The 26,823-nt window shown below is 55.0% G+C and carries 27 protein-coding genes and 1 pseudogene; 15 read left to right on the top strand and 13 right to left on the bottom strand.

The features are described from left to right. Positions 1-3: 3 nt before the first annotated feature. Positions 4-1,518 (top strand): tripartite tricarboxylate transporter permease, encoded by a 1,515-nt coding sequence (locus ABWV33_RS07715; protein ID WP_353329862.1) that lies wholly within the window; start codon positions 4-6, stop codon positions 1,516-1,518. A 171-nt stretch (positions 1,519-1,689) separates the two neighbouring features. Here ABWV33_RS07715 and ABWV33_RS07710 read toward each other — a convergent pair whose 3' ends face one another. Further along, entirely contained in the window at positions 1,690-2,232 is a 543-nt protein-coding gene (locus tag ABWV33_RS07710) for a YaeQ family protein (RefSeq protein WP_121998418.1), read from the bottom strand. 149 nt (positions 2,233-2,381) lie between these two features. Here ABWV33_RS07710 and ABWV33_RS07705 point away from each other — a divergent pair, with 149 nt between their 5' ends. Continuing rightward, a complete protein-coding gene (locus ABWV33_RS07705) occupies positions 2,382-3,014 on the top strand; it encodes a nicotinate-nucleotide adenylyltransferase (RefSeq protein ID WP_353329860.1) in 633 nt (210 codons plus the stop codon). On the opposite strand, the gene ABWV33_RS07700 is transcribed toward ABWV33_RS07705, so the two are convergent. Next, positions 2,994-3,821: a DMT family transporter gene (locus ABWV33_RS07700; protein ID WP_353329858.1), complete on the bottom strand. Its 828-nt coding sequence runs from the start codon at positions 3,819-3,821 to the stop codon at positions 2,994-2,996. The two genes, ABWV33_RS07705 and ABWV33_RS07700, sit on opposite strands and share 21 nt — an antisense overlap. Positions 3,822-3,905: 84 nt before the next feature. On the opposite strand from ABWV33_RS07700, the gene dacB reads away from it, so the two are divergent. Further along, complete coding sequence (gene dacB / locus ABWV33_RS07695; RefSeq protein ID WP_353329856.1) at positions 3,906-5,399, top strand: D-alanyl-D-alanine carboxypeptidase/D-alanyl-D-alanine endopeptidase; 1,494 nt, start codon at positions 3,906-3,908, stop codon at positions 5,397-5,399. Positions 5,400-5,502: 103 nt separating this feature from the next. Here dacB and ABWV33_RS07690 read toward each other — a convergent pair whose 3' ends face one another. Together ABWV33_RS07690 and ABWV33_RS07685 are read right to left on the bottom strand one after the other, a co-directional pair. Further along, complete coding sequence (locus ABWV33_RS07690) at positions 5,503-5,925, bottom strand: tellurite resistance TerB family protein (protein WP_121998424.1); 423 nt, start codon at positions 5,923-5,925, stop codon at positions 5,503-5,505. 89 nt (positions 5,926-6,014) lie between these two features. Next, positions 6,015-6,473 (bottom strand): cupin domain-containing protein, encoded by a 459-nt coding sequence (locus ABWV33_RS07685; RefSeq protein ID WP_121998425.1) that lies wholly within the window; start codon positions 6,471-6,473, stop codon positions 6,015-6,017. Positions 6,474-6,569: 96 nt separating this feature from the next. On the opposite strand from ABWV33_RS07685, the gene ABWV33_RS07680 reads away from it, so the two are divergent. From ABWV33_RS07680 to ABWV33_RS07665, 4 genes are all read left to right on the top strand, one after another. Continuing rightward, on the top strand, positions 6,570-7,451 hold the full coding sequence (locus ABWV33_RS07680; RefSeq protein WP_353329854.1) for a LysR substrate-binding domain-containing protein: 882 nt from the start codon (positions 6,570-6,572) through the stop codon (positions 7,449-7,451). A 105-nt stretch (positions 7,452-7,556) separates the two neighbouring features. Continuing rightward, positions 7,557-9,137 (top strand): lysine--tRNA ligase, encoded by a 1,581-nt coding sequence (locus tag ABWV33_RS07675; RefSeq protein ID WP_353329852.1) that lies wholly within the window; start codon positions 7,557-7,559, stop codon positions 9,135-9,137. Between the two features lie 52 nt (positions 9,138-9,189). Continuing rightward, positions 9,190-9,591 carry a DUF4864 domain-containing protein gene (locus tag ABWV33_RS07670; protein WP_353329850.1) on the top strand — a complete coding sequence of 134 codons (402 nt, stop codon included), beginning with the start codon at positions 9,190-9,192 and terminating at the stop codon, positions 9,589-9,591. Between the two features lie 140 nt (positions 9,592-9,731). Continuing rightward, positions 9,732-12,020: a glycosyl hydrolase family 28-related protein gene (locus tag ABWV33_RS07665; protein WP_353329848.1), complete on the top strand. Its 2,289-nt coding sequence runs from the start codon at positions 9,732-9,734 to the stop codon at positions 12,018-12,020. 23 nt (positions 12,021-12,043) lie between these two features. Here ABWV33_RS07665 and ABWV33_RS07660 read toward each other — a convergent pair whose 3' ends face one another. Continuing rightward, entirely contained in the window at positions 12,044-12,709 is a 666-nt protein-coding gene (locus ABWV33_RS07660; RefSeq protein ID WP_353329846.1) for a hypothetical protein, read from the bottom strand. A gap of 146 nt (positions 12,710-12,855) precedes the next feature. Between ABWV33_RS07660 and parA the strand changes: the two genes are divergently transcribed. The 3 genes from parA (at position 12,856) to ABWV33_RS07645 (ending at position 14,336) form a co-directional block, all read left to right on the top strand. After that, a complete protein-coding gene (gene parA, locus ABWV33_RS07655) occupies positions 12,856-13,488 on the top strand; it encodes a ParA family partition ATPase (RefSeq protein ID WP_121998431.1) in 633 nt (210 codons plus the stop codon). 30 nt (positions 13,489-13,518) lie between these two features. Beyond that, the gene (locus tag ABWV33_RS07650; RefSeq protein WP_113825332.1) at positions 13,519-13,839 is read left to right on the top strand and encodes an antibiotic biosynthesis monooxygenase family protein; all 321 of its coding nucleotides are present in this window, start codon (positions 13,519-13,521) and stop codon (positions 13,837-13,839) included. 89 nt (positions 13,840-13,928) lie between these two features. After that, positions 13,929-14,336, top strand: coding sequence for a universal stress protein (locus ABWV33_RS07645; RefSeq protein ID WP_113825331.1), 408 nt, complete (start codon positions 13,929-13,931; stop codon positions 14,334-14,336). Between the two features lie 357 nt (positions 14,337-14,693). On the opposite strand, the gene rlmF is transcribed toward ABWV33_RS07645, so the two are convergent. The 5 genes and pseudogenes from rlmF to ABWV33_RS07615 form a co-directional block, all read right to left on the bottom strand. Next, positions 14,694-15,620 carry a 23S rRNA (adenine(1618)-N(6))-methyltransferase RlmF gene (rlmF, locus tag ABWV33_RS07640; RefSeq protein WP_353329843.1) on the bottom strand — a complete coding sequence of 309 codons (927 nt, stop codon included), beginning with the start codon at positions 15,618-15,620 and terminating at the stop codon, positions 14,694-14,696. A gap of 533 nt (positions 15,621-16,153) precedes the next feature. After that, a complete protein-coding gene (locus ABWV33_RS22420) occupies positions 16,154-16,780 on the bottom strand; it encodes a carboxymuconolactone decarboxylase family protein (protein ID WP_502930900.1) in 627 nt (208 codons plus the stop codon). A gap of 213 nt (positions 16,781-16,993) precedes the next feature. Beyond that, positions 16,994-17,170 (bottom strand): annotated as a pseudogene (locus ABWV33_RS07625) (aldehyde dehydrogenase family protein); the annotation flags it as partial. A gap of 514 nt (positions 17,171-17,684) precedes the next feature. Beyond that, the gene (locus tag ABWV33_RS07620) at positions 17,685-17,921 is read right to left on the bottom strand and encodes a sulfotransferase-like domain-containing protein (protein ID WP_353329841.1); all 237 of its coding nucleotides are present in this window, start codon (positions 17,919-17,921) and stop codon (positions 17,685-17,687) included. Between the two features lie 270 nt (positions 17,922-18,191). Continuing rightward, on the bottom strand, positions 18,192-18,416 hold the full coding sequence (locus tag ABWV33_RS07615; protein ID WP_353329839.1) for a hypothetical protein: 225 nt from the start codon (positions 18,414-18,416) through the stop codon (positions 18,192-18,194). Positions 18,417-18,468: 52 nt separating this feature from the next. On the opposite strand from ABWV33_RS07615, the gene ABWV33_RS07610 reads away from it, so the two are divergent. Continuing rightward, on the top strand, positions 18,469-18,615 hold the full coding sequence (locus ABWV33_RS07610; protein WP_353329837.1) for a hypothetical protein: 147 nt from the start codon (positions 18,469-18,471) through the stop codon (positions 18,613-18,615). 290 nt (positions 18,616-18,905) lie between these two features. Here ABWV33_RS07610 and ABWV33_RS07605 read toward each other — a convergent pair whose 3' ends face one another. The 3 genes from ABWV33_RS07605 to ABWV33_RS07595 are packed head-to-tail and all read right to left on the bottom strand — an operon-like array spanning position 18,906 to position 21,035. Continuing rightward, a complete protein-coding gene (locus ABWV33_RS07605) occupies positions 18,906-19,079 on the bottom strand; it encodes a hypothetical protein (RefSeq protein ID WP_353329835.1) in 174 nt (57 codons plus the stop codon). Then, a complete protein-coding gene (locus ABWV33_RS07600; protein ID WP_113825328.1) occupies positions 19,072-20,151 on the bottom strand; it encodes an aromatic ring-hydroxylating oxygenase subunit alpha in 1,080 nt (359 codons plus the stop codon). The genes ABWV33_RS07605 and ABWV33_RS07600 overlap by 8 nt, the downstream gene beginning before the upstream one ends. Further along, a complete protein-coding gene (locus ABWV33_RS07595; protein ID WP_353329833.1) occupies positions 20,151-21,035 on the bottom strand; it encodes a MurR/RpiR family transcriptional regulator in 885 nt (294 codons plus the stop codon). Before ABWV33_RS07595 ends, ABWV33_RS07600 begins: the two co-directional genes overlap by 1 nt. Before the next feature lie 69 nt (positions 21,036-21,104). Between ABWV33_RS07595 and ABWV33_RS07590 the strand changes: the two genes are divergently transcribed. From ABWV33_RS07590 to ABWV33_RS07575, 4 genes are read left to right on the top strand one after another with little or no spacing between them, the layout of a single operon-like run. Then, positions 21,105-23,540, top strand: a complete 2,436-nt coding sequence (locus ABWV33_RS07590) for an FAD-dependent oxidoreductase (RefSeq protein WP_353329831.1) — start codon at positions 21,105-21,107, stop codon at positions 23,538-23,540. Continuing rightward, a complete protein-coding gene (locus ABWV33_RS07585; RefSeq protein WP_353329829.1) occupies positions 23,537-24,619 on the top strand; it encodes an alcohol dehydrogenase family protein in 1,083 nt (360 codons plus the stop codon). Before ABWV33_RS07590 ends, ABWV33_RS07585 begins: the two co-directional genes overlap by 4 nt. Next, positions 24,616-25,722 (top strand): mandelate racemase/muconate lactonizing enzyme family protein, encoded by a 1,107-nt coding sequence (locus ABWV33_RS07580; protein WP_353329827.1) that lies wholly within the window; start codon positions 24,616-24,618, stop codon positions 25,720-25,722. The genes ABWV33_RS07585 and ABWV33_RS07580 overlap by 4 nt, the downstream gene beginning before the upstream one ends. After that, the gene (locus ABWV33_RS07575; RefSeq protein WP_353329825.1) at positions 25,719-26,822 is read left to right on the top strand and encodes a mandelate racemase/muconate lactonizing enzyme family protein; all 1,104 of its coding nucleotides are present in this window, start codon (positions 25,719-25,721) and stop codon (positions 26,820-26,822) included. Before ABWV33_RS07580 ends, ABWV33_RS07575 begins: the two co-directional genes overlap by 4 nt. Position 26,823: the final 1 nt, after the last annotated feature.

The raw sequence follows: 26,823 nt of genomic DNA, 5'->3' as shown, positions 1-26,823 counted from the left end.
GCCATGCTCGAAGGACTTTTAATCGGCCTGCAAACGGCTCTGTCCCTACAAAACCTTCTCATGGTGATTGGCGGCTGCCTTATCGGCACGTTCATTGGCATGTTGCCGGGTCTTGGACCGATGTCGATCATCGCGATCATGATCCCGGTTGCGATTTCGATGGGGGATCCGTCGGCTGCGCTCATCTTGTTGGCGGGTGTCTATTATGGTGCCATTTTCGGTGGCTCGACATCCTCGATCCTGCTGAATGCACCGGGCGTTGCAGGCACGGTGGCGTCAAGTTTTGACGGATATCCGATGGCCAAACAGGGCAAAGCAGGCAAGGCGCTGACTATCGCCGCCATTGCCAGCTTTGCCGGTGGCAGCATTGGTGCGCTGTTGTTGATGGTTTTTGCGCCAGCGCTGTCTTCTGTCGCTTTGCTATTCCATTCCGCCGAGTATTTCGCGCTGATGGTCGTGGGGCTTTCGGCCATCGCGGCCTTTGCTGGCACCGGACAAGTTGCCAAGGCATTGATGATGACGATCCTTGGGCTGATCATGGCAACCGTAGGCGAAGGGGCTTTGTTCAACTTGCCGCGCTTCACGATGGGGATCATGGATCTTCAGTCTGGTTTTGGTTTTGTTACTCTTGCGATGGCAATGTTCGCGCTGCCCGAAGCCTTGTTTCTTGTCCTCAAACCCAAAACTGCTCAAGCTGAGCAAGACGGGGAAATCAAAGACCTGCGCATCACCAAAGCGGAAGCCAAGGCCATTGCCCCCGTCATCGGGCGCCAATCGTTTCAGGGTTTTTTCATCGGCGTTTTACCGGGCGCCGGCGCGACGATTGCCAGTTTCCTGGGCTACGCAGTCGAACGCAATATCGCCACCAAGGAAGAGCAGGAGGAGTTTGGTAAGGGATCTATCAAAGGTCTCGCGGCACCTGAGACCGCCAACAATGCGGCTTGTACCGGATCGTTTGTGCCGTTGTTGACGCTGGGCATTCCTGGCTCGGGGACAACGGCGATCCTGCTGGGGGCGTTAATCGCGCTTAACGTCACCCCCGGTCCGCGTCTGATGATTGATGAGCCACAGATTTTTTGGGCCGTCATCATGTCGATGTTCATTGGTAATCTGGTACTACTAATCCTGAACCTGCCACTGATCCCCTACATCGCCAAAGTGCTCTCTATCCCGCGCAATTACCTGATCCCGTTTATCCTCTTCTTTACGCTGATGGGGGCCTATATCGGGCAGAACAACGCCACTGAATTGTTATTGTTGGTTGGCTTTGGGGTTTGTGCAACGGCATTGCGCTTTGCCGATTATCCGCTTGCGCCCCTGCTGATCGGGTTCATTCTGGGCGGTATGCTGGAAGATAACTTTGCCCGGTCGATGCAGCTTTATGATGGTGTTGGCTTTATTTGGGAACGCCCGATGACGCTTGGCCTACTTGTGATCGCAGGCTTGTTGGTTGTTCTGCCAAGCTATCGGGCGCGCCGTGCCCGGCTGCGTGCTGAAGGGGTTGCGGACGGGGATTAAAGGGTCGTGGCAGTCTGGGGATTTATCCCCTCGGGCTGCCATTGCCTATTTTGGTTGTAATGATGCTTGCCTACCTGATCGTTGCACATTTGGACGTCGATCATGCGGCCGCATACATATGAGCCAATCCCGAGACCGTGTGGGAACTCGGTTACGAAGAGCACCCGGTTCCTACGTCGTTTTTTTCCATATGGTCTGGGTCACGTAGGCAACGCTTTCGTCAACGCTGACCATCACATCCCCATCCTGAATATTGACCTGCAGTTTCATGGAACGACTTGCAAGATTCCCAAGATCGCGGGTGTCTGACTCTGAAAAGTTGACGACCTGAAGGTTGTCAAAACGGGTGGTGCTGTTTTTGATTTTTTCCCACCACACATCAGCCGCCCGACCATAACTGTAGACGATGACCTCTTTGGCTTTGCCGCAAGATTGACGCACAATCTTTTCGCTTGGAAGCCCCAAGGCCACCCACAAATCAAGCTCTCCACTCAGGCTTTTCTGCCAAATATCTGGCTCATCATCTGTTGAAAGACCCTTGGTGAGTTCCAATTGTTCATGGGCATTCAGAGCAAAAGCAAGAAGACGCACCATCATCCGCTCATCCGTCTCCGAAGGGTGCTTGGCAACGGTCAGCTTGTGGGTCTCATAATAGTGGCGATCCATATCGGACACGGATAGCTCAACTTTATAGATGGTGGCTTTTTGCGCCATGATTTTTCCTGAACTAGCGAAGATAGAGCTGTTTAGAGCGTGGCGTGGTTTTGTGAAAGTGGAATGTGCCGGGCAGCAGGGTCCGGTTGGGCGATGCTGTGTGGCCTGTTGATTGACAACATCTGCGTGGCGGGTCACTCAGAGGGATTATGAGATACTCCATTCCATATGCGCGGTCAGGTCAGGTGATTGGGTTGCTGGGCGGCTCGTTTGATCCGCCACATGCGGGGCATGTGCATGTGACGCGCGAGGCGATCAAGGCCTTTGGGCTGGATCGGGTGTGGTGGTTGGTAAGCCCCGGTAATGTGTTGAAAAAGCGCGGGCCTGCGCCTTTGGCGCGCCGGATGGCAGCGGCGCGGGCGATGATGGATCACCCTCGGGTCGAGATTACAGATATTGAGGCGCAGATTGGCACGCGAGCGACGGTGGATACGTTGGAGGTGCTGCAGCGGCTGTATCCCGGCGTGCGGTTTGTCTGGTTGATGGGCGCGGATAATCTGGCGCAGCTGCATCGTTGGCAACGCTGGCGCAGTATCATGGAACGGGTGCCGGTGGGCGTTGTGGCGCGACCGGGGGATCGGATCTCGGCAAGGATGTCACCGGCGGCGCGGGCCTTCGCCAAGTATCGTCTGGACGGGCAGGCGCGTCAGTTATTGGGGCAGGCCGAGGCCCCGGCGTGGTGTTTTGCGAATGTGCCGATGGTTGATGTCAGCTCGACCCAGATCCGGGCGCGAGGTGGGTGGTCAACGCCAACGTCAACATCAGCGTCGGAGCAGGGCTGAGGTCAGACCCGACCCAAGCACCAACGCCAGACCGGCCCACGTGTAGGCGTCAGGCAAGTCGTTGAAGACAGCCCAACCGAGCCCGGTGGCGGCGATCAGTTGGAAATAGACCAACGGTGCGAGTTTGGTTGATGGCGCGCGGGTATAGGCCACGAGCAGCAGCAGGTTGCCCAGCATGGAGCCCAGCGCGCTGAGCAGGGTGAGCGAGGCGATGGCCGGCGTTAGGGTGGGGATTTGCAGGATCCCGGCAGGCGTCAGGATCAGCCCCGCGATAAACAGTTGGGTAAAGCTGAGTGCGCGGGCAGAGCCGAGGTGCGACAGCCAGCGCGAGGCGGTTAGGAAGCTGCCATAGAAGCACCCGGCGAGCACCGCAAAGCCAAGGCCGGGTGAAGCGCCAAAACCGGGGCGCACCACAAACAGAACGCCCGCGAAGCCGGTCAACATCAGGACCGAGCGCAGCAGGGTCGCGGGTTCACGCAGCAGGATGGCAGAGAGCGCGTAGCTGAGGATGGGGCCAATGAAGAAGGCGGCAAAGACATTCGCCAGCGGTTCGGTTTGCAGTGCGGTTTGGATAAAGAAGATGCCACCCGCCAGCAGGAGCGCGCGAAACCAGATCCGCCAGTTGAGCAGCAGCGGAAAGGCCGTGCGCGGGGTAAAGGGCAGGATCATCAACGTACCAAGGGCAAATCGGGACCAAGCGACGAACAGGGGGGAGGCGTTATAGCTGCCGGTGAGGAGTTTACCTGCCATATCTCCGGTTGGGATCAGGGACATGGCGACGAACATAAGGAGGACAGCTTGGAACATATGTCGCGCCTATCATGGGAAACTTCCTTGAAAAACCCGCAAACTGACGCTTGTTTGCCATGATGCTCTGGGTTTGTATGGGGTATGGTAAAACAGATTTCACGAAGAGTATTGCTTGGGTCGTTGGGCGCGTTTGTGGCGCATGGGACGGCTTGGGCAAATGCGCCGGTACGGTCGTTGCGGCCGCAGGCGCGGGGACAGGCGGCGCTGGCGTTGGCGCAGGTCGGCCCAGAGGATTTAATTGCCAAGGCTGGCTTGAAGGGTGAGGTCGCGTTTGCGGTGGCTGATGTCAAATCCGGGTCGGCGCTAGAGAACGTTGGGGGGGCGACGGGTTTGCCCCCAGCGAGTGTCGCCAAGGCGTTGACGGCGCTTTATGCTTTGGATGTACTGGGGGGAGGATACCAGTTTGAAACGCGGGTGCTGGCGACGGGGCCGATAAAGAACGGCGTGTTGAAGGGGGATCTGATCCTTGCGGGGGGCGGTGACCCGACATTGGACACCACCACATTGGCCGAGATGGCGCGTCAACTGAAGGTGGCAGGCGTGCGCGAGGTGCGCGGTGCGTTCAAGGTTTATGACGGGATGTTGCCGCAGGTTCACACGATTGACCGGGATCAGCCGGACCATGTGGGCTATAGCCCGGGTGTGTCTGGGATCGCGTTGAATTTCAATCGGGTGCATTTCGAGTGGAAGCGAACCAGCAAGGGGTATGGCGTCACGATGGACGCGCGTACGGCCAAGTACCGCCCCGAGGTGGCGATGGCGCAGATGCGGGTCGTGAATCGCCAGTTGCCAGTCTACACCTATGAAGAAACCCCCCGGATTGACAAATGGACAGTAGCGCGTGGCGCGCTGGGCAAGGGGGGCGCGCGGTGGTTGCCGGTGCGCAAACCAGCCCTGTATGCAGGCGACGTGTTCCAGACCATGGCGCGAGCAAACGGGATCGTGCTGAAAAAGGTCAAAGTGGTGCAGAGCCTGCCAACCAGTTCGGTGTTGGTGACCCATCGCAGTGCACCGCTTGAGCGTATTCTGAAGGCGATGCTGAAGTATTCCAACAACCTGACGGCAGAGATGGTCGGGATGACGGCCACAGCGGCGCGGGGCAAGCGGCCATCGTCGCTGAAGGATTCCGCGTCGGCCATGAGCCGTTGGGCGGCTGGCAAGTATGGAATGAAAGACACACGGATGGTGGATCATTCCGGGCTGGGATCTGCGTCGCGGATGACGCCGCAAGATTTGGTCGGGGCATTGGTCCAGGTGCGCAAGGCCGGTGGGCTGCGCCACATGCTCAAACCGTTCAAGATGCGGGATTCAAATGGGCGTGTGATGAGCAAGCATCCGGTCAAGGTGGATGCCAAAACTGGCACGTTGAATTTTGTGTCAGGGTTGGGTGGGTTTATGACCGCGACCGATGGCACCGAATTGGCATTTGCCATCTTTACTGCGGACACCGCGACCAGATCGCGAATCAAGCGCGCTGATCGGGAAGTGCCGCCGGGCGCTCGGACGTGGAACCGCCGCTCGAAGCAGCTTCAGCAAAAGCTGATCGAGCGATGGGCCGTGTTGTATGGAAGCTGAGCTTAAAGCCTCGCGAAATACTTGAATCACTTAACTCTGCCTGAAATCAAAGATTTCAACGCGTTAAGTGCTAAACGGTGTCTCAAGCTTTTCGCGAAGTGCTTTAGATGACGTGGCGCGCCCGTGCGCCGCGTTCAATTGCTGCGGCATGCAGGCGGTCGATACTGAGCTCGTACCGGATTTCTTCCAGCAGGCGCAGTTCGGATTCAGCCAAGTTGCCATCGGCGGCGGCAACGTCACACGCTAACGCATAGGCGGTTTCATAGAGCCGCTCGGGTAAGTTATCGCGTGTCAGGCCAAACAGGGCATCTAGCCCGTCTTCCTGCTCAAACAGATCAAACACAATCGACGAGACGCGGTTGATGCGGTCGATGTCATAGTCTGCAAAGACTGGCAGCATATTCACGGCAGACTGGATTTTGACCAGTTCGGCGGTGCGGATGTTCTCGTCAGAGGCAGAGACGGCGACCATGATCGCCACGAGACAATCCTGAGGGGTCAGGGAATGAGGGGTTTGCGCGTTCATAAATCCGTATCCTGCTAATATGTTGCATGGCTAAGATACGGTCGGGGGCGGGTGTGCACAACACCCGCCTTTCTCTTTTACTGCGGCAATCAAGCGTTGGCGGTGAAACGGTATTCGATATCTTCGAAATTTGGGGTCGCGAACCCATAGGTGAACCGCAGGCCGTTCTCACCCGCTTGGGTGCCATGTTCTGCGCCACCGGGCACATAGATGGCGATGCCGGGGGCGATGTTGTGCGGAACGCCGTCGATGGTGACGATACCGTCGCCGTCCAGCCCGAGATAAAATTCGGGGGGATCATGGCGATGGGGCAGCAAGCGGCCGTGGGGTTCGAATTCAGCAATACCCAGAACCATATCGCGAGGCGTGTCGGCGGACCCGTTGATCAGGGTGCGCCAGCGGACCTCGCCATAGGTGGGATCGGTGCCACCTGACAGCGGCACATGGGCGGCATCAATGACCAAGGGGGCGTGGGGTAGGTTGCTGGGCTGGTGCAAGATTTCGGTGTCGCTGAAATCGGTAGCCAGTGTGTTGAGTTCGTCTGTCATGGTGGGCTCCTTTCTGTTTGCGGTCAGTTAGGAGGGGTTGCGTGATTTGGGCAATACATTAAAGCTGAGCGGGATTATACGTTGAGGTTATGATAGATGGAGCGACTTCCGGGCTTTTCAGGGCTGACTGCATTCTATGCGGCTGCACGCCATGGTACACTGACTGCTGCGGCGCAGGAGCTAAATGTGTCGCAACCGGCGATCTCACGCAGGATTGCGGCATTGGAGGCGGATTTGGACATTCCATTGTTTGATCGCAGCCGCAAACCAGTGCGTTTAACGCAGGCAGGTAGGGATTTGTTGAAGGCGCTGCATGGTGGTTTCGGTCAGATCGAAAGTGCGGTTGCACAGATCCGACAAGCGGCGCAGGGGCGGGTTGTCACCGTAACAGCGCCGTCTGGGTTTGTGGCGTTTTGGCTGATCCCGCGGTTAGGGGAATTGGAAGATGCGTTTCCAGACGTAACGATTCGGATCATAAGCCAAGAGTATGGTGAGGCAGTGCGCCCCGGTGACGTTGTGATCCGGTTTGGGTTACCCGAAGAGGGCGAGGAAACGCGTCTGTTGGGGGAGGCGGTGTTTCCTGTGGCAAGTCCGCTGTATCTGGCAAAGCGGGGGATGAGTGGGTCTGAGTATGATCTGTCTGCAATGACATTGCTGACAATGGAAACCGCGCGCAGTCACTGGCATGACTGGCCCAGTTGGTTCCGGTCTGCCGGAGTCGAACGCACTAAAGGCAATCGGGTGTTGGATTTCAATTCCTATGCGATGCTGGTGAATGCGGCCCTTGCGGGGCAGGGCGTTGGGTTGTGTTGGGACGGGGTGTTGGACAGTTTTCTGGAAACGGGGGCGATGACTCGGTTGCAGGGGCCACATGCGATTTCGACACGGGGATATTTCCTAATGGCGCGCGATGGATTGGCCGCAGATCGTCCTGTGCAGGAGATTCTGCATTGGATTGCGGAAAAGGGGCAGAAATAATGCCTGTTTAGGGGGCGCTTTCTTGACTCATGCCGCGCTTGCACAATAGGAGAAAACGGTTGGGCGCATGGGGCGTCCGACATCCCTTCCCCTATGGAGACTGATATGTCTGATCTGCGTGAAACCGCTCTTGCGTCCAAGGCCTGGCCTTTTGAAGAAGCGCGCCGGGTGCTCAAACGCTATTCAAAGTCTCCGCCTGAAAAGGGGTATGTGTTGTTCGAGACCGGATATGGTCCGTCGGGCTTGCCGCACATCGGCACCTTTGGTGAGGTGGCGCGCACGGCAATGATCAAGCGCGCGTTTGAGGAAATCAGTGATATCCCAACCAAGCTTGTGTCGTTCTCGGACGATCTGGATGGTATGCGCAAGGTGCCGGGTAATGTGCCCAATGCGGCCGCGATGGAAGAGCACCTGCAAAAGCCATTGTCAGTCGTGCCCGATCCGTTTGGCACCCACGACAGTTTCGGGGCGCATAACAATGCGATGCTGTGCCGGTTCCTGGACACCTTTGGGTTTGATTATGAGTTCGTCAGCTCGACTGAGTTCTATGGCTCGGGCCAGTTTGACGACATTCTGCGCCTGTGCGTGGAGCGCTATGACGATATCATGGCGATCATGCTGAAGTCGTTGCGCGAAGAGCGACGTCAGACCTATTCGATTTTCCTGCCGATCCACCCTGAAACGGGCCGGGTTCTGTATGTGCCGATGAAGTCGGTGAATGTGGCGGATCACACCATCACCTTTGATGACGAAGACGGCAAAGAATGGACGCTGCCCGTCACCGGCGGCAATGTGAAGTTGCAGTGGAAGCCAGATTTTGGTGCTCGCTGGGCGGCGCTGGGCGTTGATTTTGAGATGTACGGCAAAGACCACAGCACCAACACGCCGATCTATGACGGAATCTGTCGGGTGTTGGGGGCCAAAGCGCCCGAGCATTTCACCTATGAGCTGTTTCTGGATGAAAACGGGCAGAAGATTTCGAAGTCTTCGGGCAATGGTGTGTCGATTGACGAATGGCTAACCTATGCCAGTGCCGAGAGCCTGTCGTATTTCATGTATCAAAAGCCCAAGACCGCCAAGCGGTTGTTCTTTGACGTGATCCCAAAAGCGGTGGACGAGTATCACCAGCAATTGCGGGCCTATCACACGCAAGAGCCCAAGGCGCAGTTGAACAACCCGGTGTGGCACATCCACGGGGGCAATGTGCCTGAGTCGAACATGGTGGTTCCGTTTGCGATGCTGTTGAACCTGGCGTCTGTATCGGGTGCCGAGGACAAAGAGACATTATGGGGCTTTATCCGTCGCTATGCGCCGGATGCCACAGCGGAAACGCATCCTGACCTAGATCAGGCGGCGGGTTTTGCGGTGCGGTATTTCAATGACTTTGTGAAGCCAACGCGCACCTTCCGTTTGCCAACTGACCAAGAACGCGAAGCACTTGAGGCGTTGCGGGCTGAGCTGGTGGCCTATGATGGTGAGATCGCAGACGAGGCGCTGCAATCCGTGGTGTATTCGGTTGGGCGGGAACGCTTTGACCCGATGCGTGGCTGGTTCACGGCGCTGTACGAAGTGCTGTTGGGGGCAAGTCAGGGGCCGCGTTTTGGTGGATTCATTGCGCTGTATGGCGTGGCGGAAACTGTCGCGTTGATTGATCAGGCGTTGGCAGGCGATTTCGTTCAGGATTGACGAAAAGGCGCGTGAGGCTACCTCTTGATGGCAACATCAAAGGGGAGGCGTCATGCGCCATTTCATTTTTGCAGTTTTGTTGAGCGTTGGTCTGTATGCGCCGGCCCATGCACAAGGCACCGAAATAGAGGCGAATATACGCGCCCAGATAGAAGCCTTTCAGGCTGATGATTTTGACTCGGCCTTTTCTTTTGCCAGCCCAACCATCCAACAGGTGTTTCGATCGCCCGAGAACTTTGGCGCGATGGTCAAGAATGGCTATCCCATGGTCTGGCGTCCAGCAGAGCTTAGGTTTCTGGACCTGCGCGACGTGGCGGGTCAATTGTGGCAAAAGGTGATGATTACCGATGCCAAAGGGCACGTGCATGTGCTGGATTACCAAATGGTAAACCTGGAAGGTATCTGGAAAATCAATGCAGTACAGGTATTAGAGGCCCCGGGCATCGCAGCCTGAGGCAACGGCACCGTGACGGTGCTGTGAGGTGGTTTTAATTCCTTTTTCCTATTCCATGGCTCGCGTTCGGGTGCAGCCCGGACCCGAAACAGTATGCGCCTTTGCAGGTGACCTGCGGCGCGTTTGGGAAAGGGAATTTGATGAACAAGGCAATCACCGACGGCATTAACTTTATGCCACCTCTGTTCAAGGATGGTTTGACGGTTTGGTCCAGCGGCGATGGTACGCCGGGGTCAGATACATATGACGGCGCTGTTAACGCTGCATTTGTGCCATCGGATGCTGATTTCAGCGGCTGTCTGGAGCTGCAAAAGACCTCGCCTACGCAGAAGCTGCGGCATATGGGGCAGACACCTTTGCAGCCGGGTTGCTACTTGCAAATCAAGGCGCGGGTAAAAGCCATCAGTGGCAATCTACCTTCGGTACGGATTGCGGCTTGGGCCGGGGGTGCGGGCAATAACCATGTTTCAGGCGTGACAGAGGTGGGTCCTGCGACGACGTTGACCACCTATGGCGAAGTCGTGGAGATCACGGCCATTGTCGGATCGGGCGCGCGTGGCGGTGTGGATATGCCATGGGGGCGCGGTGCTCTGTACGGTCACTTTGGTCTGAATCTAGAGGGGGCAAATGGCGGCATCGTGCGTGTGGATGACATCGAAGTCATCGATATCACCAGCGCGTTCCTGCGTGATCTTATCGGCGTCGTCGATGTGCGTGACTTTGGCGCCGTGGGTGACGGCACCACCGATGACTCGGAGGCCTTTGAAGCGGCGGATACAGCAGCGAACGGACGCACGATTTATGTGCCTGAGGGCACTTACCGTCTGAACCAGACGGTCAATCTGGGCTCTGAAGTGAAGTTTGATGGCACGGTAACGATGCCAACAGATCAGATGCTGCTGCTGACCAAGAATTTCGATCTGCCCAACTATATTGATGCTTTTGGGGATGAAGAGCTGGCCTTCCGCAAAGCATTTCAGGCCCTTATGAACAGTGTCGATCACGAAACGCTGGACATGGGCGGGCGCAAGATTGCCGTCAACGGCCCGATCGACATGCAGGCGGCTGTGCCCAACAAAACGTCTATCTCTACCCGTCGTGTTGTGTGCAATGGTGAATTCGACGTTAAAGGAAACGCGGCTTGGGACACGGAAGTGTTCACCTCGGTTGCGACCTATGATCCCGCGGATTCACGGAAGCTGAAGAATGTAACGAATATCGCCAATATTCCAGTTGGGGCGTTGATCACAGGCAATGGGGTCGGTCGCGAGATCTATGTGCGATCCAAAGATGTTGCTGCTGGTGAGTTGACGATGAATGCGGGTCTATATGATGCGGATGGATCGCAGAACTTTACCTTTACCGAATTCAAATATCTGCTGGATTTTCGAGGCTTTAGTAAGCTGACCAAGTTCAACATGCTAGATATTGAGTTCCAGTGTAACTCGCAATGTAGCGCGATTTGTCTGCCTGCGATTGGCGCGACCTTCAGCCTGAGTGATTGCTTTATCAGTCGCCCCAAAGACCGGGGGATTACCTCGATAGGGGGCGGGTGTCAGGGTCTGCTTATTGATCAGTGTCAGTTCCTGTCGGCAGAAGAGGCGCTGGACGTCGCGGAGCGGACTTCAATTGCGATCAATGCCAACGCAAACGATGTGAAGCTGCGCAACAATCGGGCGACAATGTTCAAGCATTTCGCGGTGCTGGGCGGCGACAACAGCATGGTTATCGGCAATCACTTTTTCCAGGGCGATCATGTATCAGACGGTATTCGAAGTGCCGGTTTGATCCTGATTGGGGACTACAATTGCGGCATGGTATCTAGCAACTATGTCGATAACTGTTTCATTGAATGGACGAATGAACGGGATCCGCAACCAGATTTTGATGGTGGTTTTTCGTTCAGTTCGATGAGCATTACCAACAATATCTTTTTGGCTGGTGATGTGGCCCCTTGGTTCAGCTTCATTGTCGTTAAGCCGTATGGAACAGGGCATTGGCTGAACGGTGTGACGGTGACTGGCAACAAGTTCCGGGCGACCAGTGGATACATTGAGCGGGCCGAGCGGGTAGATACCAGCTTTGCTGATCTCAACTTTACGCGCAGCAAAAACGTGACTTACACGGCAAATATGTACCACGGCGTGACGAAAAAGGTGAACAACCCGTTGCGTGTGCGCCATGTGCAGTCGACAGCGGCTCAGACCTGGACCGTGGACACCAACGACGAATTGCCGTTTGGCGCCAATGCCCGATCGGTTGAAGGGCTGGTCGCGGTGGATGGCATCCGCACGGCAGGGGGCAGTTTACGCTATACAATGCCCTATGTGCGCCATGAGCGTGGTGCGGAGGACAATGCGATTGATGTTGTGTGGTCAGAGGCTGTGCAGGGGTCCGTCGAAGTGAACATTCGGATCGACAAAGTGTAAGGGTGTTCGTCCCTCTGGTGAGGTTAGAAGTCGCGCCAGAGGGAGATTTTGAGACCGACACCTTTGGGGTAGGCGGATTTGTTTTCAAGCCCGACGACCCAGCGGATGTTTTTCTTGGCTTTGATCATGACAGAGGGTGTGACGGTCCACAGGATCGGCGAACCTTTTATGTATGTGGTTTCGAGCTGCAGCAGAGGATTGAACCGGCGGTCATTGGACAGGCCTGCGGTCAGATCGAGCTTATAAAACGGGTCGCCAGCACCTGTGCGGTGTTCCATGGCTGCATCGACGGCAAGCCATCCAGATCCCCAGGGCTTTGCAAAGCCTAGCCCGTAGGAGAGGGTGAATTTGTACATCGGGTGCCAGTCTTGGGGCCCGTGATGTGCACCAAGGCCGACTTCGGCGGCGAACCTGCCTAACTCGTTCAGGTCTGCAATTGGAAAGCGCGAAAATAACAGCGCGTGGCCGGATAGTCCGGGGCGTTCGTTCAGGTCAAACCCCAGTGTCAGGCGCGGACTAAAGCCCCATTCCGCATAGACGGCCGATTTGTAATCGAGCACGTTGTTGTTTTGGTGGAGTGTCGCGGAGACGGCGAGAAAGCCGGAGCCCTGTTCACGCATCCATGCACCGGCGTAAGCCGAGTGGGCCGCGGTCAGGAAAAGGATACAAAAGGCCAGGATACGACACATCTCACGCCTCCGGTCTCAGGTTGAATTGCCGAGGTTAACAATGTGTTATCAAGTTCCTTAAAAAGTTCTTAAATTGGGTCGAAATGTCCATTGCGCCGGGGTTTTTCCTCTCTATGCTGCGATGCGGCGTTAGAGGGGACCGGCCTGTGGGATATGTCATAACGATTGCGCAACAAAAAGGGGGCGCAGGCAAGACAACCATGGCCGTCAATCTGGCGGTAGCTTTTGCCAAAGCGGGCAAGTCTGTGGCCTTGATGGACACTGATCCGCAGGGCAGTTCGGGGCGCTGGTTTATGACCCGGCTTGAGACGCACGACGATCCGGGACTGGAGTTTTCCACTGCCTCGGCCTGGGGTGTCACCTATGAGGTGCGCAAACTGGCCGAAAAACATGATATTGTGATCATTGACACCCCTCCCAAAGCGGACAGCGATTTGCGCCCGGCTTTGCGGGCCTCGGATCTGGTGTTGATCCCGGTGGCTACATCGCATCTGGATTTATGGGCGGTTGAGGTTGTGCTGTATCTGGCGGATCGCGAGCGCAAACCCGCGATGATGGTGATGACCCGCGCCCGTCCGGGCACCCGTCTTGCAGCGGATGTGGCGGCCAAGGCCGCGGAAATGGACGCCAGCGTGGCCACAGCCGTTTTGTCCAATCGAGTGGTCTATGCCGAGACATTGGGGCAGGGGCGCACGGCGTTGGAAGCTCGAAAAGGGCCAGCCCACAGCGAAGTCACTGGTTTGATGCAGGAAATTGAGGAAGTTTTGCACAACTTGTGATAGGCTGGACCCGAGTCAAGGAGGACCAGCATGCCAACAATTTCCAAAGCCGCCACTGTCCAGACTGTGATCACCACCTTTGAAATGACACCAGGCACGTGTCAGGATCTGCTCGAAGCCCTGACAGAAGCCTATGCGGACTTTATCTCGAAACAGCCGGGATTTGTGTCTGCTGGATTGCATGTGAACGACGCGCAAACGCGGATTGCCAATTATTCCCAGTGGGAAAAGCGCGAAGATTTTCTGGCGATGTTGCGGACGTCTGAGATGCGGGAACGCAATCGCAAGATCAATGAAATGTGCAAAAGCTTTGAGCCGGTGATGTATGATGTGGCCGAAACTTTTGGCTAAAATGAGCTGCTTCAAGAGCATGACCTGAATCAAGGTAACACGCCCTTTCTCGGCGCAGGATGAGACATACCTAAACGGAGGCGCGACTGATGTATCACAATATTCTTGTTCCTATTTCCTTTGACGCCGAGCGGGATACCACCGCTCCGCTGAAGCTGGCACAGCTCTTGGCGACGCCAGATGCCAAAATCACGCTAATGCATGTGGTGGAACACATACCAGCCTATGCAATCACCTATATGCCTGCGGATTATCTGTCCGAAGCACGGGCTGCGGTGCAGCGAGAACTGGATGAAATGGCAGCTAAGTTGCCAAATGCAGTGGGCATTGTTGTCGAGGGGCATTCGGGGCGAACCATTCTGGATTGGTCGTCTGAGAACAACCCGGACCTGATCATTCTGGCGTCCCATCGCCCAGAGTTACAGGACGTGATCCTAGGGTCCACAGCCGCCCATGTGGTGCGCCACGCCAAATGCGCGGTGCATGTGGTACGCTGATCCACATCTTTGAGTGACATCTTGACAAGCGGCTTTGGTGAGGGATCACCGGGGCCGGTTTGTTGGAAAGTACCGTCGGGCTTGATGGCCTGGTGGACCGATCCGCTGCAGCTGGTAACAGGCGCGGGCAATCGCAGCAGCACGCTCATTTGGTGCGCTCTTGAAAGAAGGTTTAGAGGCCGTTTGAAAAAATTGATGGTGAGCAAACCGCCACTTGCTCGCTGTCCAGAAAGATCGAGATATTGCAAATAGCGCCTCTTGCAGAGCCCGGCTTTCACCTTGGGGTCACAGCGAGATTTAGAGCTGACGGGCAGTTATGCGGTTATTGCTGCGTTTCAGCGCTTTGACTAAGGACCTCTATGCCGAAGCTCTCTTTGCAAATAGGGAATGATGTTTTTTCCTAGTGTAAGTCCAAGCAATAAAACGACTTGTTTTCTGCCCCTGTGCCATTTCCACGACTTTATAATCAGCAACCCTCGCTCTTTTCAGAATTCGGGAGAGAGGCTGGAGGTTGTCTTTTTTCGACACCAACGAGGTAAACCACAGGCATTGGTCGGCGAACTCAATGCTCTGTTCAACCATGCGGGCAATAAACTGTATCTCGCCGCCGGGACACCAAAGCTCAGCATTTCGACCACCAAAGTTGAGTTTTGTTGAACGCCCTTTTCCAAGGTTCGCCCATTTACGTTGAGTACCCTTGTTCGCTTTCTCGAGAGACCCGTGAAAAGGTGGATTGCACATGGTCAGATGAAAAGCTTCGTTAGGCTGGATCACACCGCGAAAAATATTCTCACGTTTACTTTGTCGCCTAAGGGTAATTGCCAATTTGTTGAACTCGCAAATTTGCCGTGCCGACTTGATCGCACCTGCATCGATATCGACGCCAGTGAAGTGCCAGCCGTATTCGCTCTGACCTGTAAGGGGGTACACCAAGCTCGCACCTGTGCCGATGTCCAAGACCTTAATATGACGTCCCCGCGGGATGTCTTGATTGTTACTGTCTGCAAGCAAGTCTGCGAGGTAGTGGATGTAGTCGACCCGGCCAGGAATTGGTGGGCACAAGTAGCCAGCGGGAATACCCCAGAAATCAATACCATAATGCGTCTTTAGCAAAGCTCGATTAAGCATACGGACTGCATTCACGTCTTGAAAATCAATCGTCGTCTGACCCACTGGGTTACTGACAGTGAAGGCCTCAAGCTCAGGGGTCTGCGCCATCAAACGCACGAAATCGTAGCCCTCTGAGTGTTGATTACGGGGATGCAGCTTCGATTTGGTGACCATGGGGACGCCTATATTAAAGTTTGGTGGACGTCATTCGCCAGACAGTTTGCTGCTTTTAGGCTCACATTCTCAAATAGTAAAATGAGGAGTGAGGCTGATCCTGCAGTTATGTGACGATTGGGCCCTTCAATTGGAGTGCCTCACTGCCATCATGATCTCGAAACCGATTTTGTTAACTGGCGACACTACTCAAATTCAATAGGTGCGTCCATCCGGCCCTTAGCCGTCCTTGAAAGACGTCTTTGAATGCCGCGATTGAAGCCCGTATTGCGGATTTTCGCTGCGGCTGCTCACCTCTGATGCTGGCGAAGGCCTGGATCGCAGACTTTGCTGCCAATCGAGACATTTTTGGGAGTGGCTACTATTCATCACTTACTTCCGTTGCCGGGAATATTGCTTATTCCTACCTGTAGCCTCGATCCAGTAAATCAAGCCATAGTACGTTCAGTACACACTAAATTGGACTAGGATTTCTCTAGCACCTTGCGCGAATCTGCGAAAGCACTCCAACGCGGTGGCACGCCACATTAGATTCAGGTCACGTGAATAATGGCGTGAACTTCATCGAGGGTGAAGCCATTGTAGCTTGCACCACGGCAATGAATTTCCCATTCGCGCATCTTCCTCAATGCGCCGATCATCGATAAATTCATCACAGAGCGACTCTTGGCAACGATCACATCGTCGCCCCAGCCAAAGCCACATGCCGTCATCGCCTCTTGAAAAGGTTGCGTGAAGTCGTCTGTGACGGCGAGGTTCTGTTCCACGTAGTCTACACCAAGCTTGGATTTGCGTTGTTCAAGCCCGATAAGGAACAAGTCCTCATCAAATGTACTCTTGGGTCTCCCTCCTAATTTGATTGCAGCGTTCTTGGTCCGCACATAGTTCCGAAGAGCCTCGCGTCCTATGTTGCGGCCATAGCCTGATTTGCCATAGTCACCAAATGGCGTTTCGACGCCGCCCGCATACCATTTGTTGACGAACACCTGCCCTGCACGCAGTTGTCTTGCTGCGCTGGTAGCGAGGTCAACGTCCAATGTGAAAACACCACCGGCGAGGTCAATGGGTGTTTCGTTGGCGATCTTGATGGAAACGTCATCGGCCTTGAATTTCAATACAGAAAGTACAGGCCCAAAAACGTCGTCGTTGGCAATCGACATGTCAGGGGTGACCTCTGTGAGGGCCGTTGTTTCAAGGCAAGCAGCTGGGATATTTGCCTTGTGCCGCTGATTTTCCGTCAAGTTCGAGCACGCTAGGCACCACGTTCTGGGCCGCACTGGCCTCATGACCCGCTCCGCCCAGAATATACACTTCACCAGAGGGGAGGCCAACTCCTTCAGCTGCATGGGCGAACCATGCATTGGTCCAAGGGGTCAGTTTCGACGTTTTGATCGCACCGGCATTACCGCCTCCATTGCCCCAGAAAGCGAGGGCGCTGTCATTTCAACGGGGTAGTTCCACGGGATGATTTGCACGGAACCGCCGAACGGTTCGTAAGTGGTAAAGTCGAAATAGCTCTTGCCGAGCGGGATTGGGCGCTCATTCACTGTTTCGGCTTGATTGACATCTTGCTCGAAGTAGCGCGTAGCACCCTGAAACTTGGCGCGAGATTCTCAAAGTGGCTTGCCCTGTTCTAGCGTTAAGACTGGCGCAATCTCGTTAGTGTGTTCCAGCAAAGGCCCATCGCCTGTACCATGCGCCCGCTTTTAATAGGCCTAAGGTTAGACAGCGCGCCTGAATGAGGGACACGCTGGGCAGCTATCACAGCGCGCCCCACACTCGCAGCGTAAGCCAATGCATGTTCAGCGAGATTTTCGCCCGAGCCGGAACTAATTACCTCTATCCATGCCACGACACGGTCGACCCAATCACCGTCAATGTGGTTGAACCAATAGATCTTCATGCTGGTTTGATCCGATGCTGTTAGAAGTGATTATAATGCGGTTGCATACGGCGATGTAGGCGGCGCACCCATTCAGAGGCGTCTGTAAGCGCGACATAGCGGGGCGCTTGCGGCGTTAGGCGGGTGGATTGGGCAAGGGTTGCGCGTAATTATTCACCATCCTACCAGTGATGCGCAGAAGAATCGCCGCCCGGTTCCCATGTCATCGCTTCGGGAATGAAAGGAGGGCCGACCGCGTCGCAAAACGCCGCGATCATCGCATCTGGGTCTTCCACCATATCGTCGCTGTCAATCACCGGTGGTGGTGCGCCGTTTAATGCAGTTAGCAAGTCAAACAATGCGCGTTGCTCGGGAAAGCCGACTTCAAGTTCATCAAAGTCTGCCCATTCGTTGAGCATCGGACCAGGCGCTTTCGATCGTCAAGCCCCTTATGATTTTCTCTCCTTCTTTGAAACATAGCCAAAGGGGATCTTCTCTTTGGTAAAATGCTACGCCGAAGGGGTCATACAAACATTCAAAATCACCGCGTTGGCGCATCATTCATTCGAACGCAGTAGAGGTTGATTGCGGGATGGCTCAAAGGGTCACGATCATATGCATGTAGGTTCTCCAAGAGAGGGTTGTGGGGGTGTTGGTGCGAGCTGAATGTCTTTTTTAATCCAGCGGCTTTATGCTGTGTCATGGCCGATGACCGGTCTGCCTAGTTTGGCCACCATGCCTTGCCGCCAGTCGGGCCATTGGTAGGGACCGTTTAGCGTGATTTGTTCAATGGTCATAGCGCTCAACGCTTCGAGCATTGCGTACCCAGCCAAGTGAAAACGGGTTTCATATTTGTCCGATAGATCAGCGCAGTGTTGGCGAGGGCCCTCGACGCCTAGCTCGCTGGTATGCATCCAGTCTGATCCAACTTGCCCGCGGACATCGACGCTATTGCGAGACATGCAAATGAACAAAATTACCCATCACGCCAAAGTCCTGTTTACGTTGAACGAGTCCGTGCGCGTAGTTGGGCACATGCAGCATCCAGCCATGCACGCCTACGGTTTGTGGCTACATACGCAAGAAATCGGATGGCGCTGCATGATAGTCTAATGAGGGGCGTGTAAAGCCAACCTAATGGGGGAGCAGTTCTTGTGCGGGCGTCCATTTCGTTGGCATCATTGCACGGCCTGCCTTTCCGTCATGCGCCAGTTTAACTGGTCAAATCTGTCCTGCTGCCACGCCCCGACGAACAGACTGTCCAGGCATTCATTTCGCGGCTGTTGGTCCGCAACTTGCCAAACAGGGCCCGGTCGAAATTCATTCGGCGATGGATTGGGGTAGGGATAGGGCAGGCCCAAGAAATCCGCGGTTCTTCGCGAATCCGTTTTGAAGTAGACCTGCTACTGCGGGCTGCAGTTTTGGAACAATTCAGGCACTCGGATGACACCGCCAATAATGGGTCGCACGTCCACGGTGACACCTGACCTTTGTAACTTCAGAAAACGGTCGAGCAAGAAATAGCAATCGTTGCTTTGCAGCGAATAACAGACGCTGACGTCTGCACGATCAGTCATCAATCGCTTCCTTCATCCAGCGTTGTAGGTGCATGACGGGGTGTTCAGAATTCACGCCACCTTTGGGATCGACAACTAATGGCCCGGGGACATACCCGCGTGACCCAAGTCCGCGTTGGACGGACTCAACCAAATGGATGTCTTCTTGCACGGTGGTTTCACGGTCTTGCACAGCCAGTCGGCGGACCTTGGAGTCTTCAATGCCGCCGCCGGAAAACCAACCGCGCCAAACCACCACATGATCGGCGTCAATCGCGCGCCAATGGTAGGTGTTCAGCACATTGCCGGGATACACCTGAAACGAGAACATCGGCCAAAGGAACCAGCTGGAGTATTCGTATTGGTGCTCAAAACCTGAATGTACGTCATATGTCATGTCGTCCAGATTTTGACATTCGGTTGTGTGGCGTAGGCATTTGCCTTGAGGCTGGATGTCATAGGTCTCGGGCCTCACGACACCGTTCGCAAAGGTGGGATGGTTCAGCGAACAATGATAGCATTCAGAGTAATTTTCGACCGACACCTTCCAATTGCAGGTTTCCGGAATATCCACCCATTCCAATGGTTTTAGATCGGTCCAATTGGGCACCCATTCTTCTAACTGGACACGGACATTTGGAAACCACTCTTCCATCGCGGCCGCGTCTGGATCGAGGTTTACAAAAACAAAACCAAGGAATACCTCGGTGCGCACTTCGGTCAGGCAGATGTTGGACTTATCAAACCCCTCGACTGCGTTGATATTTGGCCCGGCACGCAGTTCTCCCGTCAGCTCATAGGTCCAAGCGTGATAAGGGCAGACCACAACACGAGTTGTGCCTGACCCTCTGACCAACTGATGAGCACGGTGCTGGCAGACATTGTAGAACACTCGGATTTTGTCGTCGCGCCCACGGATCGCGAACAGGCTCTCGCCCGCAATCTCAAACGATGCGTAATCACCGGTGGTGGCCAATTCGGACGCATGGCAGCCAAACTGCCATGTCCGCGCTAGCAACCCATTGGCCTCTAGCTTGAAAACCTCTGGGTCGGTGTAATAACGCGCGGCGAGTGATCGGATTGGTTCGTTCATTAGCCCTCCGCATGATAAAGCCCAAGCGCGTGGCGACGTTTGTGAAACGTCGCGACCCGTTTAGGGATTTCGTCACTTGCAACGGCTATGACAAAAGAGAGCAGCGTTTCGAGCAAAGCAACGGTGCTAACAGACGATGGAAAAAATTGCGGCGTGTCGCAGGAAATGACAAAGCCATGGGTCGCGGATTGAATAATTGGGCTAGCCGGGCTGTCAGAAATAGCTACAATTTTCATGCCCTGCGCGCGCGCGGTTTGCACGGCCTCTACGACTTCAGAGCGATATGGCCTGCAGGTTATTGCAATTAAGACATCATTCTTGTCCGCCCATGCAAGGTCATCAATCGGGTTCGAACCGGCCTTGGGGATTGCGTAAAATCGGGTCATGCCCGTCGACGCAAGATAGGTAAAGTTGCTCGCGCTTGAATTGTTGACACCAACGCCCAACGTAAAAACGCTATCGGATGTCCAAATATCCTCAGCAGCAGCCTTTAGGTCATCTGCAGAGATATTATCGAACGTTTCCTCTATGTTGCGCAGCGCCCCTTGCACCATATCAGCGTACAAGCCGCCCAAATCACCCGTCTTGCGGATATCTTGCAACCAGCGTGCACGATCGGGGAAATCCGCCGCGCCTTGGCGAATAGCGTCGCGGAAAGGCGCGCGAAAATCTTCGTACCCCTCAAACCCGACTTGGCGCGCCATGCGCACTACGGTGTTTGGCTTTACATTCGCTGCCTGCGCTATTTCTCGCACTGTTGAAACCCCGACGTCGCGCGGGTTTTCCAGCACATATGTCGCGGCCTTGCGCGCTTCGGGTGTGAGTTCTGTCAATTCACCAGCGAGGCGTTCCAGAATCGTATTTGATACATTTGTCCCATTCATGGTTGACGATGGTATTTTTGTCCGCTTAGCCTGTCTAGAGAAAAACGACTCGAGATTGGGAATTTTGTATTGGATCAGAACATTCCAACGCAGGCACGTGTGGTCATCGTCGGTGGTGGCGTTATGGGCGTCGGTTTGGCTTACCATCTTGGTCATGAAGGCTGGGGTGCAGACACTGTTCTACTAGAAAAGGCAGAGTTGACGTCAGGCAGCACCTGGCACGCGGCGGGTCAGATCACCCATTCCACGTCCAGCTTTGGTCTTGGCAAATGCGTCGATTACAACATTGGCCTTTATTCCGGCGTCTTAGAGGCCGAGACGGGTCAACCCGTTACGTGGCATGGCTGCGGGTCTTTTCGTTTGGCCTATACGGAAGATGAGATGGACTGGCTGCGGCACACGCTCTCGGTTGGTCGGTCGCTTGGTTTCAATATCGAATTGGTTGGACCAGAAAAGGTTGCCCAACTGCATCCCTTCTACAATCTCGACGGTGTCTTAGGCGCGTTGCACACACCGGATGACGGCCATGTTGATCCGACCAATGTGACGATGGCTATGGCCGCAGGGGCACGGCAGAAAGGCGTAAAAATTATTCGCCAATGTCGCGCCAAGAATATTACGCAGCTGCCATCGGGGGAATGGAAAGTAGAGAGCGATAAGGGCACAATCACATGTGAGCATGTTGTTAATGCCGGCGGCACTTATGCGCGCCAAATGGGTGAATGGTCTGGGTTGCAATTGCCGATGACATCCATGACGCACCACTACTTCGTCACGGAACCTGTACCTGAATTTGAAGCGCTGGAAACAGAACTCCCCGTCATTCGAGATGACAAAAAAGTTTCCGGCTACATCCGGATGGAACAAAAACGGGGATTGATCGGGATCTACGAAAAGGAAAACCCAAATTCTGTCTGGCATGACGAATGCCCTTGGGATTATGAAAACTGGCTGTTTGATGCCGACTATGACCGTGTCATGCCCTACCTAGAAGAAAGCCTGAACCGCATGCCGATCTTTGCGGAGTTGGGCATTCAACGTGAAGTGCATGGTGCAATCAGCCATCCGCCCGACGGAAACCCATTGATTGGCCCTGCACCCGGTGTGAGCAACTATTGGTGTTGTTGTGGTACGCAAATTGGCATCGGATGGGGTCCGGGTCTGACCCGCGAGCTTGCGCGCTGGATGGTGCATGGTGCGGCGGATATCTCGATGCGCGACTATGATCCACGTCGCTTTGGCAGTTATGCGACCAAGGACTGGCAGGTAGTTAAGGCCGAAGAGGATTATTGCCTGCGCCACGAAATCCCGTTCCCGCATTTCAACCGCTTGGCCGGACGTCCGATCAAACCATCCCCTTTGCATGGCTTGCTAAATTCCAAAGGGGCCGTGCATGAGGAAGTCTATGGTTTTGAACGCCCGCGCTTTTTTGCAAAGGACATAGCGCAAGAGGATCACTATTCATTCAACCGAAACCCCGTCGATGACATGGTCGCAGCCGAAGTAAAAGCTGTGCGCGATAGCGTAGGCATCATGGATGTCACCGCTTTTACCAAAGTTTTGGTTGAGGGGCCGGATGCTTTTGCGCTGCTTGATCGCCTTACGGCCAATCGAATGCCACAAAAGGTCGGATCGATCACGCTGACACATATGCTTAACCGCGCCGGTCGCATTGAACTTGAGACAACCATTGTCCGTATGGCAGATGATCAGTTCTATCTGGTTTGCGCCGCGTTCTTTGAACAGCGCTTGCTTGACCACCTCGCGCAACAACGTACCACAGAAGATGTTACGATCACCGCACTTTCGGCGATCTGGTCTGCCTTATCTCTGAACGGACCAAAGGCGCGAACCGTACTTGCAGACTGTACTAATGCCGACCTATCCAATGCCGGTTTCCGCTGGCTGACCGCACAACAAATCATCCTAGCGAGCCATGAAATCTGGGCTTTCCGCATGTCTTATGCAGGAGAGCTGGGCTGGGAGTTCCACATGCCTGTCACGGCCTGCCTAGACGTCTACACCGCCCTTTGGGATGCAGGCGTTGCCCACGGTATCGCCGATTACGGATCATTCGCGATGAATGCGATGCGGATGGAAAAGGGCTTCAAAGGTGCGGGGGAATTGACGAATGAGGTCACCTTGGCCGAAGCGGATGTATTGCGTTTCGCACGCACAGACAAAGACTATCTTGGTCGCGACAAAGCGTTGAACACCGACCTGCCGTGGGTTTGCGCCTACCTTGAAATTGAACCGGATGGCATTGCAGATGGTCAGGGCGGCGAAGCGGTGTTGCACAATGGTACAGTAGTCGGATCCACAGCCTCAGTTGCGTATGGTCCGACGGTCGGGAAAATCCTTGCATTTGCCTATGTCAAACCAGAAGCCGCAATACCAGATACCGTACTTGAGGTCATTATCCAGGGATCCTCACGCGCGGCACGTGTCCTGGCTGAAGCCGCTTATGATCCCAAAAGTCTAAAACCAAGAGGGGAGGCAGAATGACCCTGCCAAAAACGATGAAAGCGATGGTCACGATGGGCCATGGCGACGTTGATCAAATGGTTTTGCACACAGATTGGCCACGTCCCGATCCCAAAGCGGATGAAGTGCTGATCCGCGTCGGCGCTTGTGGATTAAACAACACCGACGTGAATACGCGTTCTGGCTGGTACTCCAAAACCGTGACGGATGCGACAACGGGCGGCGCGTTTGAAAAGGTTGGTGAAGATGATCCAACTTGGGGCGGCGCACCGCTCACGTTTCCGCGCATTCAAGGCGCGGATGTCTGCGGAGAGATCGTGGCAGTAGGTCCAGGTGTTGATGCTGCACGCATTGGTGAGAGGGTCATCACCGATGGTTGGTTACGCGCCGCGGATGCGCCAAACGACATGAACAAAACAGGCTACTTTGGGTCCGAACGCGATGGCGGCTTTGCAAAGTACACGACGACGCCTTCGCGCAATGCGCTCGCCATTCAATCCGATTTATCTGACGCTGAACTGGCGACGTTCTCGTGCTCATATTCCACCGCCGAAGGGATGCTCACCCGCGCTCATGTAACCGCCACCGACACCGTCTTAATCCCGGGTGCGTCAGGCGGCGTTGGTGGCGCGCTGGTGCAACTGGCCAAACGGCGCGGCGCGCGCGTGATCGCTATGGCGTCCGATGCGAAACATGCGGGCGTTGAAACGCTGGGACCGGATATGATTTTGCCGCGCGCACCGGATGATCTTCGCACGGCACTTGGAGCCGAGAAAATCACCGTCGTGGCAGATGTTGTCGGCGGCTCTTATTGGTCGACACTGATTGATATTCTCGAACGTGGTGGTCGTTACACCTGCTCGGGTGCGATTGCGGGGCCACTGGTCGATTTGGACCTACGCATTTTTTATCTACGTGATTTAACTTTCACGGGATCAACAGTGATTACCCCCGAAGTCATGCCAAACCTCGTCCGGTACATTGAAAATGGTGATATTAAACCGGCACTGTCAGCGACGTATCCATTGGAAGAGTTGCGTGAAGCGCAAACAGCCTTTATCGCAAAAGAACACGCTGGCAACATCGTGGTGACGCCATGAAAATCACCCGCATATCTGTTTTCCAAGTCGATCTGCCACTTGAACACCCTTATTGGCTTTCCGGCGGCCGGCTAAAGTTCGAAAAGCTGGATGCTACGCTTGTGAAGGTTGAGACAGATACAGGCTTCACAGGCTGGGGGGAAGGAACGCCCTGGGGTCATACCTACGTGCCTGCTCACGGGCCGGGCATTCGCGCCGGTTTTGAAACAATGGCGCCATTCATTATGGGCCTTGATCCGCGACGTGTCTTGGAAGTGGAACGGGTGATGGATCTCGCTTTGCCCGGGCATCTTTATGCCAAAAGCCCCATCGACATGGCCTGCTGGGACATTGCGGGACAAGCCGCAGGTCTTTCGATTGCGGATTTGATGGGTGGTGGATCGCGCACGCCGCGCCCGATTGCCTCATCGGTTGGGGCGAAAACGGTCGAAGAAACACGGGCCGTGATTGACCGGTATCGGCAGCGCGGATACATCGCCCATTCGGTCAAGATTGGTGGCGATGTGGCTCGCGATATAGTCCGTGTCCGGGATGTTGAAGGCATCCGGCGCGAAGGTGAAATTGTGCTCTATGACGTCAATCGCGGCTGGACACGACAACAGGCCCTACGCGTCATGTCTGCGACCGAAGACCTGAACGTCATGTTTGAGCAACCTTGTGAAACCTTAGACGATATCGCCGCCATCTCCGGCAAACATGCAGCACCTGTGTCGGTCGACGAAGCACTTGTGACGTTGCAGGACGCCACCCGCATCGCGCGTGACGGCATAGCTGAAGTATTTGGCATCAAACTCAACCGCGTTGGTGGATTGACCAAAGCAGCCCGCATGCGAGACGTCGCGCTTGCCCATGGGGTCGATATGTTTGTCATGGCCACCGGCGGTTCAGTTCTGGCAGACACCGAGGCGTTGCATCTGGCGGCAACGATCCCTGATGCCAACTGTCACGCTGTCTGGGCCTGTCAGGATATGTTGACGGTCGATATTGCGGGGGGGCGTGGCCCACGTAACAAAGACGGTCATTTACATTTACCAGAGGAGCCGGGACTTGGTGTGCACCCTGACGAAAATGAACTTGGCGATCCCGTGGCGGTCTATTCATGAAGGTAAAGCGCATCTCGCTATGGTCTGTCGACCTAACCAGTCATGAGATCTATTACATGGCCGAAAGTAAAACCTGTGACACGGTCAAATCACACGTGTTGTGCCTGGAAACAGATATGGGGCTAAAGGGCTGGGGTGAAGTCTGCCCAATCCCACACTATCTGCCTGCATTTGCTGACGGTGTGCCCAGTGCGATCACCGAAATGGCCCCCGAAATTCTAGGAACTTCACCCTTTGGTGTTGATGCCGCGATGCGTAGGTTAGATGGCTTTTTACAAGGCCATCTTCACGCAAAATCGATCGTTGATATGGCCCTTTGGGATCTTTTTGGGAAGGCAACCGAACAACCGCTTTATGCATTGCTTGGTGGACGCACAAATGTAGATATGCCGCTTTATCATTCGATTACATGCGTTGCCCCAGATGAAATGGCACGGATCGCAACTGAAGCGTTCGCCACAGGTATCCGCCAGTTTCAGGTAAAACTCGGTGTTGGTGTGGATTGGCAAGCAGATGCCGAGCGCCTGATTAAAGTCCGCGAAGCTGTGGGCGATGGACCCTTGGTTTACGGTGACTGGAATTGTGGTGCGACCAAGTTGCACGCCACGCGAACGGGTCGTGCGGTTTCACACCTCGACATTATGCTGGAACAACCGTGTAAGACGCTTGAAGAATGCGCAGCCGTAAGACAGGCGACCGGCTTGCCAATGAAAATTGACGAAGGCGCGTTTGATCTCGCGTCCTTGATACATGCTGCAGAACTGGGTGTGCTCGACGCGGTTGCATTGAAGCTGTCCAAATTTGGCGGACTTTCAGCAATGCGCCGCGCACGGGATTTGTCGGTACATCTCGGCGCCGAAATATGTTCTGAATGCTCATGGGGCTCTGATATTGTGACCGCCGCATCGCTGCACTTCGCGGCCTCGACCCCGCAAGGCGCGTTAATAAATACTTGTGATTTATCGTCCTATGTCTGTCCACGGATCGCTCCCGATTGTCCGACACGCATCAATGGCCGCATCGCGCCGCCAGAAGGCGCGGGGCTTGGCGTAACCCCCGATCTTGAAACTCTCGGCACGCCCATTCTCGAACTGGATTGAC

The organism is Phaeobacter sp. NW0010-22, from assembly GCF_040365955.1.
Taxonomy (GTDB): domain Bacteria; phylum Pseudomonadota; class Alphaproteobacteria; order Rhodobacterales; family Rhodobacteraceae; genus OMPR01.
Note: the sequence above shows the minus strand (reverse complement) of the source record. Positions and strands in the feature narration are given on the sequence as shown.